Below are 6,116 nucleotides of genomic sequence, written 5' to 3'. Positions count from 1 at the left end.
GGGCCTCGTCCTCAAGCGCCGGACGGGCTGGGAGGGGCTGGGGTGGGTGGGGGCGTGGTCGGCAGGGTGGGCCCCTACGGGGTGGGTGGGGGGAAGGTCAGGGTTGGGGGGGAACTTTGGGGGGTGGGGGAGGCGTTTATCTTGGGAGGGCGGCGCGGGTGCGTCGGGTCGGGGACGGAGGAGTGCTGTGGAAGCCGTGATCGCTGTGGTTGCGTTGGTTTTCCTGGCGCTGTTCGTGCTTGGGGTGTGGGGGACGGTGAAGGCTGTGGGGGCTGCCAAGCGGAGTGTGGATCGGACTATCGGGCAGGCCCGGCGGACTGTCGAGGATCACACCTTGCGGGCCAAGTCGTTGGGGAGGATCGGGCCCGCGGGGGAGATCGCGCAGCTTCGGTTGAAGTTGCGGACCTCCATGCGGGCTACGCAGGACGCGTTGCATGCCGGGGTCGCCGAGGACGAGTCCCTGAAGGAGTCGCTGGGGCTTTTTGAGCGGCTCAGTGCTCATGGGCATCAGCTCGATGACGAACTCAAGCGGCTGGAGTCCGACCCCGATCGCGGCACGCTGGCGCAACGCCTTCCGGAGCTTCGGGAGCGTACCGAGAGGATCACCGCGTCCGCCGACTCTCTGCGGTGGGCCGCGCGGGATCGGGCCAGCCGGTTCGCGGAGGACGATCTGGACTCGCTGAGTGCGCAGATCGACGTGGAGACGGGGGCGTTGCGGCACTGGACCACGGATGATGTTCCGCAGGCCGGGCAGACCTGGCAGGCCGGGCAGACCTGGCAGGGTGGGGCCGAGGGTGCTCCGGGGGAGACTCCGCCGCCCGCGATCAGCCCTCAGGCGCCGCGTCCGACGTACCCGTGGGAGAAGAAGCCCCGGCCGGAGAGCACGACCTGAGCGGCGGGGCCCGTACACCTTGATTCGGTCAAGGAGTGGCCCGGGCGAGGGGCTGGGCTGACGGTCGCCTGATACGCCAGGTAACCTCCAGATCATGTCCCGCCATGTCGCGATCGTCACGGATTCAACGGCCTACCTGCCGCAGCCGACGATGGAGCGGCACAGTATTACGGCGGTGCCGCTGACCGTGGTCCTCGGGGACCAGGCGCTGGAAGAGGGCACCGAGATCTCGACCCGCTCCCTCGCGCAGGCGCTCCAGAAGCGGCGTCCGGTGACGACTTCCCGCCCCGGGACCGAGGTGTTCGCGCAGACGTACCGCAGGGTCGCCGAGTCGGGCGCCACCGGCATCGTCTCGCTGCATCTCTCCGCCGAGCTGTCGGGGACGTACGACGCGGCGGTCGTCGCCGCGCGCGAGGCGCCCGTACCCGTGCGGGTGGTCGACACCGGCATGGTCGCCATGGCGCTCGGCTTCTGCGCGCTCGCCGCCGCGGAGACGGCGCAGGCGGGTGGGTCGGTGGATGAGGCGGTGACCGCTGCGGAGAAGCGGGCGGCCGGGACTTCCGCGTACTTCTACGTCGACACGCTCGACTATCTCCGGCGGGGTGGGCGGATCGGTGCGGCGCAGGCGTTGCTCGGGTCCGCGCTCGCTGTGAAGCCGTTGCTCCAGCTCGATGAGGGGCGGATCGAGCTGCTGGAGAAGGTGCGTACGGCGTCCAAGGCGATTGCTCGGCTGGAGGAGCTGGCGGTGGAGCGGGCGGGGGCGGCTTCTGTGGATCTCGCTGTGCATCATCTTGCGGCGCCGGAGAGGGCGACTGCTTTGGCGGAGCGGTTGCGTGAACGGGTGGTGGGGCTGGGGGAGTTGCATGTGAGTGAGGTGGGGGCGGTGATCGGGGCGCATACGGGGCCTGGGTTGTTGGGGGTTGTGGTTTCGGCTCGGTAGGGGGGAGGAGTAAGAGGGGGCGGTGGGGGAGGGTGCGGGGGCGTCACTCGTGTGGGTGACTGGGTTATCCACAGGTGGGGGGTTGTCCACGGATTTTGGGTGAGGGGTCCGTGAGGGGGCGGGATTGTCCGATGCTCGGGGCATGGGACTTCGAGCAGGTACGACGCGTACTACACGTATGGGGCGGACGGCGATTGCGGCCAGTGGGCCCGGGCGGGGGCCCGGTTCTGATGGTCGTGTCCGGGGGCGGGGAGGTGGGCGGCGGCGTCGGGAGTCGGTGGTGGAGACGCGGCGGAGGGCGGAGGTGTTGTTCGGGGAGCGGGACTCTGCGGAACGGGACTCTGCGGAACGGGGTTGTGGAGAACGGGATTGTGGAGAGCGGGATTTCGAGGGACGGGGTGAGGAGAGTGGGGAGTTGGGGGTCGGGGAGGTTGTCGGGCGGGGTGGGGTGAGGTCGGTTGAGGGCGAGCGTGGGTCCGGTTCGGGGTCGGCTGTGGGGTGGCGGGGGCGGGTCAGGGCCGCTGTGGTGGAGCGGTTGCCGGTGTGGGTGCAGGCTCGGTGTGGGGTGGAGCGGCGGGGTGTTGTGGCGTTGAGCGTTGTGTTGGTGGTGGCCGCTGTGCTCGCGGGGCAGCATTTCTGGGCGGGGCGGACGCAGGGGGTGCGGGTGCCGGAGGTGGTGGGGTCGGCTGTGGTGGAGTCGGGGGTCGGTGGGGGAGGGGCTGCGGGAGCGGGGGGTTCTGGGAAGGCGGGGGTTGGTGGAACTGCGGTTGCGGGGAAGGGGGTTGGGGCTGCGGGAGTGGGGGGCCTGGCGGGCGGGGGTGTGCCTTCGGCCGGTGGTGAGATCGTTGTAGACGTCAGTGGGAAGGTGCGCGATCCCGGGGTGCATCGGTTGCCGGCGGGGTCTCGGGTCGTGGATGCCTTGCGGGCCGCGGGTGGGGTGCGGCCGGGGGCTGATGTCAGTGGGTTGAATCAGGCGCGGTTTCTGGTGGACGGGGAGCAGGTGGCGGTGGGGGTGCCCGGTGCGGTTGGCGGTGCTGGGGGCGTACCGGGGAGTGGGGGCCTATCCGGAGGGTCGGCCGGTGGTGGGGCGGGTGTGCCGGTTTCGCTCGGAACCGCGACGCTGGAGCAGCTCGATGCCCTGCCCGGGGTGGGGCCCGTGCTCGCGCAGCACATTCTCGACTATCGGACGCAGCACGGTGGGTTCCGGTCGGTGGACGAGTTGCGGCAGGTGAACGGGATCGGGGAGCGCCGGTTCTCGGAGCTGCGGGAGCTTGTGCGGCCATGAAGCGGGAGGGGGAGGCGGATCTGCGGCTGGTGCCGCCGGCGCTGGCGGCGTGGGGGACGGCGGCCTGGGCGGTGGGTGTGCCGTTGGGGGTGGCGTTGGCTGTTGCGGTGGGGTGTGTGGTGGTGGCCGGGGGGTTGCTTGTGGGGCGCCGGGCGGGGTGGTCCGGGGTGACCGGGGCGGGGGTGCTGTTGTGCGCGGGTGCGGCTGCGGTGGTCGGTGGGGTGCACGGGGACGACGTACGGCGTGGGCCCGTACCTGAGTTGGCGGCGGAGTTCGCCGACGTACGGGTGGACGTACGGATCACCTCGGATGCGCGGCGGACTCGGCCGAGGGTCACGGGGGACCGGATGTCGCGGGACGCGGTGGTGGTGGATGCCGAGGTGCTGCGGGTCGTGGGGGGCGATGGGCGGGAGGCGGTGACGCGGGCGCCGGTGCTGGTCGTCGTGTCGGGGGAGGGCGGGGGCGGGTGGCTGGGGCTGCTGCCGTCCACGCGGGTGCGGGTCGCCGGGAAGCTGGTGCCGCCGATGGGGGGTGGGGACGACGTGGCGGCGGTGTTGCGGGTCCGGGGTGATGTGGGGCCGGGAGCGGTGGGGGCACGGGGTGATGTTGGGCCTGAGGTGGTGAGGGGCCGGGGTGATGTTGGGCCTGAGGTGGTGGGGGAGGCGTCCTGGGCGCAGCGGGTTGCGGGGCGGTTGCGGGGCGGGTTGCGGGAGGCGACCGGGGGGCTGCCGGGCGACGCGCGGGCGTTGCTGCCGGGGCTGGTCGTCGGGGACACCTCGCGGATCTCGGCCGAGTTGGACGAGGCGTTCAAGGAGACGGACCTGGCGCACACGCTCGCCGTCTCCGGGAGCAACCTGACGATCATCCTCGTCCTGCTGCTCGGCCCGCCCGGGTCCGCGCAGCACATCGAGCGGCGTGGGCTCGCGCCCCGGCTCGGGGTGTCCCTGCGGGGGACGGCGGTCCTCGGGGGCGGGCTGACGCTGGCGTTCGTCGTGGTGTGCCGGCCCGATCCGAGCGTGTTGCGGGCGGCGGCGTGCGGGGCGGTGGTGCTGGTCGCGCTGGCGACCGGGCGGCGCCGGACGATGCTTCCCGCACTGGCGGCGGCAGTCCTGGCGCTGGTGCTGTACGACCCCTGGCTCGCCCGGAGTTACGGGTTTCTGCTGTCGGTGCTGGCCACCGGGGCGTTGCTGACGGTGGCGCCGGGGTGGGCGGCGGCGTTGCGGCGGCGGGGGGTGCCGGCTCGGCTGGCGGAGGGGGTGGCCGCGGCGGGCGCGGCGCAGGCGTTGTGCGCGCCGGTGGTGGCTGTGCTGTCGGCGCGGGTGAGTGTCGTGGCGGTGCCGTGCAATCTGCTGGTGGAGTTCGCGGTCGCGCCGGCCACGGTGCTGGGGTTCGCGGCGCTCGCGGTGGCGCCGGTGGCCATGCCGGTGGCCAAGGTGCTTGCGTGGTGCGCGAGTTGGCCTGCCGGGTGGATCGCTGACGTCGCTCGGGCCGGGGCCGCTCTGCCCGGTGCCGGGGTCGACTGGCCCGGGGGGTGGGGTGGGGCCGTCGCGCTCGGGGCGGTGACCGTCGTGGGGGTGCTGGTCGCGCGGCGGGTGGTGGGGCGGCCCTTGTGGTGCGGGGTGTTGGGGGTGCTGCTCGTGCTGGTCGTGTTGCAGCCGTCGCCGGTGACCCGGGTGGTGACGGGGTGGCCGTCGGCGGGGTGGAAGTTCGCGGTGTGCGATGTGGGGCAGGGGGACGCGGCCGTGTTGGCGGCGGGGGAGGGGACGGGGGTTGTCGTCGATGCCGGGCCCGATCCTCGGGCCGTCGACCGGTGTCTGCGGAAACTGGGGGTCACTCGGGTGCCGTTGGTCGTGCTCACGCACTTCCACGCTGATCATGTGGCCGGGTTGGCGGGGGTGTTGCGGGGGCGGGCCGTGGGGGCGATCGAGGTGACCGGGTTCGAGGAGCCGGTGGATCAGGCGGAGTTCGTGCGGAGGGCTGCGCGGGAGGCGGGGGTGCCGGTGGTGCGGGCCGTCGCCGGGGAGCGGCGGCGGGTGGGGGAGCTGGAGTGGGAGGTGTTGTGGCCGCCGGGGGAAGGGGCGGTCGGAGAGGGGGCGGTCGGGGAAGGGGCCAATGACGCGAGCGTGGCGATGTATGTGCGGGTGGGTGGGCTGCGGGTGTTGATGCTGGGGGATCTGGAGCCGGTGGGGCAGCGGGCGATGGCCGACGCGGGGGCCTTGGCGGGGGTGCTGCGGGGTGGGGTGGATGTGCTGAAGGTGGCTCACCACGGGTCGGCCCATCAGGACGGGGAGTTGATGCGGGCGGTGCGGGCTCGGGTGGCGTTGATCTCTTGCGGGGCCGGGAATTCGTACGGGCATCCGGCACCGAGCACGGTCGCGGCGTTGCGGGAGTCGGGGGCTGTGGTGATGCGTACGGATCGGGATGGGGGGTTGGTGGTCAGTGGGGTGGGGGATGGGGTGCGGGTTATGGGGGGTGGGTGAGGGGGGGAGGGGGTGAGTGGGGGTGGGGAGGTTGGGAGAGCGCTCGGCGGGCGCGGGCGCGGGCGGGAGCAGGCGGGCGGGGGCGTGAAAGGGGCGATTCTCGGAGCGGGCCGCCGGGTGCCGGGTGCCGGGTGTGGGCGGGAGGCGGGCGCGGATCGGGTCGGGGTTCGTGCCGGGTGGCGGAGAATGGGCGTGTGAGTGATGTGAGACATGTGCTGGTGCTGCCGGATCGGGATGCGGCTGAGGAGGTTGTCGAGGAGCTGCGGGAGCGGTTCGGGGTGGTGGAGGAGCCGTTGGTCGTGCGGGACGCGTTGGCGGGGGAGGACGACGCGGAGGACGCGCAGTGGCTCGTCGTGCTCGGGGATGAGGCGGGGCGGCTCGGGGCGGAGGAGTTGGACGCGTTCGCTCGGGAGTGGGAGGGGTGGCGGGAGGAGCCGTAGGGCTTGTCAGGGGCGAGGGGCGAGGGGCGAGGGGCGAGGGGCGAGGGGCCGGAGGGCCGGGGGCTCGCCGTGGTGTAGG

General features: G+C 73.0%; 5 protein-coding genes. All 5 read left to right on the top strand.

Going from position 1 to position 6,116, the window contains the following annotated elements; translation table 11 throughout:
* Window positions 1-187 precede the first annotated feature (187 nt).
* The 5 genes from PV682_RS22305 (at window position 188) to PV682_RS22285 (ending at window position 6,037) form a co-directional block, all read left to right on the top strand.
* The gene (locus tag PV682_RS22305) at window positions 188-892 is read left to right on the top strand and encodes a hypothetical protein (protein WP_319732495.1); all 705 of its coding nucleotides are present in this window, start codon (window positions 188-190) and stop codon (window positions 890-892) included.
* A gap of 94 nt (window positions 893-986) precedes the next feature.
* A complete protein-coding gene (locus PV682_RS22300; protein ID WP_319732493.1) occupies window positions 987-1,832 on the top strand; it encodes a DegV family protein in 846 nt (281 codons plus the stop codon).
* Window positions 1,833-2,109: 277 nt separating this feature from the next.
* Window positions 2,110-3,117: a helix-hairpin-helix domain-containing protein gene (locus tag PV682_RS22295; RefSeq protein WP_407705717.1), complete on the top strand. Its 1,008-nt coding sequence runs from the start codon at window positions 2,110-2,112 to the stop codon at window positions 3,115-3,117.
* The gene (locus tag PV682_RS22290) at window positions 3,114-5,597 is read left to right on the top strand and encodes a ComEC/Rec2 family competence protein (RefSeq protein ID WP_319732489.1); all 2,484 of its coding nucleotides are present in this window, start codon (window positions 3,114-3,116) and stop codon (window positions 5,595-5,597) included. Before PV682_RS22295 ends, PV682_RS22290 begins: the two co-directional genes overlap by 4 nt.
* A 194-nt stretch (window positions 5,598-5,791) precedes the next feature.
* A complete protein-coding gene (locus PV682_RS22285) occupies window positions 5,792-6,037 on the top strand; it encodes a hypothetical protein (RefSeq protein ID WP_075738127.1) in 246 nt (81 codons plus the stop codon).
* Window positions 6,038-6,116 lie beyond the last annotated feature (79 nt).

The organism is Streptomyces niveiscabiei, assembly GCF_033794345.1.
GTDB classification, from domain to species: domain Bacteria; phylum Actinomycetota; class Actinomycetes; order Streptomycetales; family Streptomycetaceae; genus Streptomyces; species Streptomyces niveiscabiei.
This window is presented reverse-complemented; position numbering and strand designations above follow the sequence as displayed.

What these genes read in the sequence shown, in the direction of transcription:
- PV682_RS22300 (WP_319732493.1), top strand. Translation starts at nt 987, where the DNA reads ATGTCCCGCCATGTCGCGATCGTCACGGATTCAACGGCCTACCTGCCG.
- PV682_RS22290 (WP_319732489.1), top strand. Translation starts at nt 3,114, where the DNA reads ATGAAGCGGGAGGGGGAGGCGGATCTGCGGCTGGTGCCGCCGGCGCTG.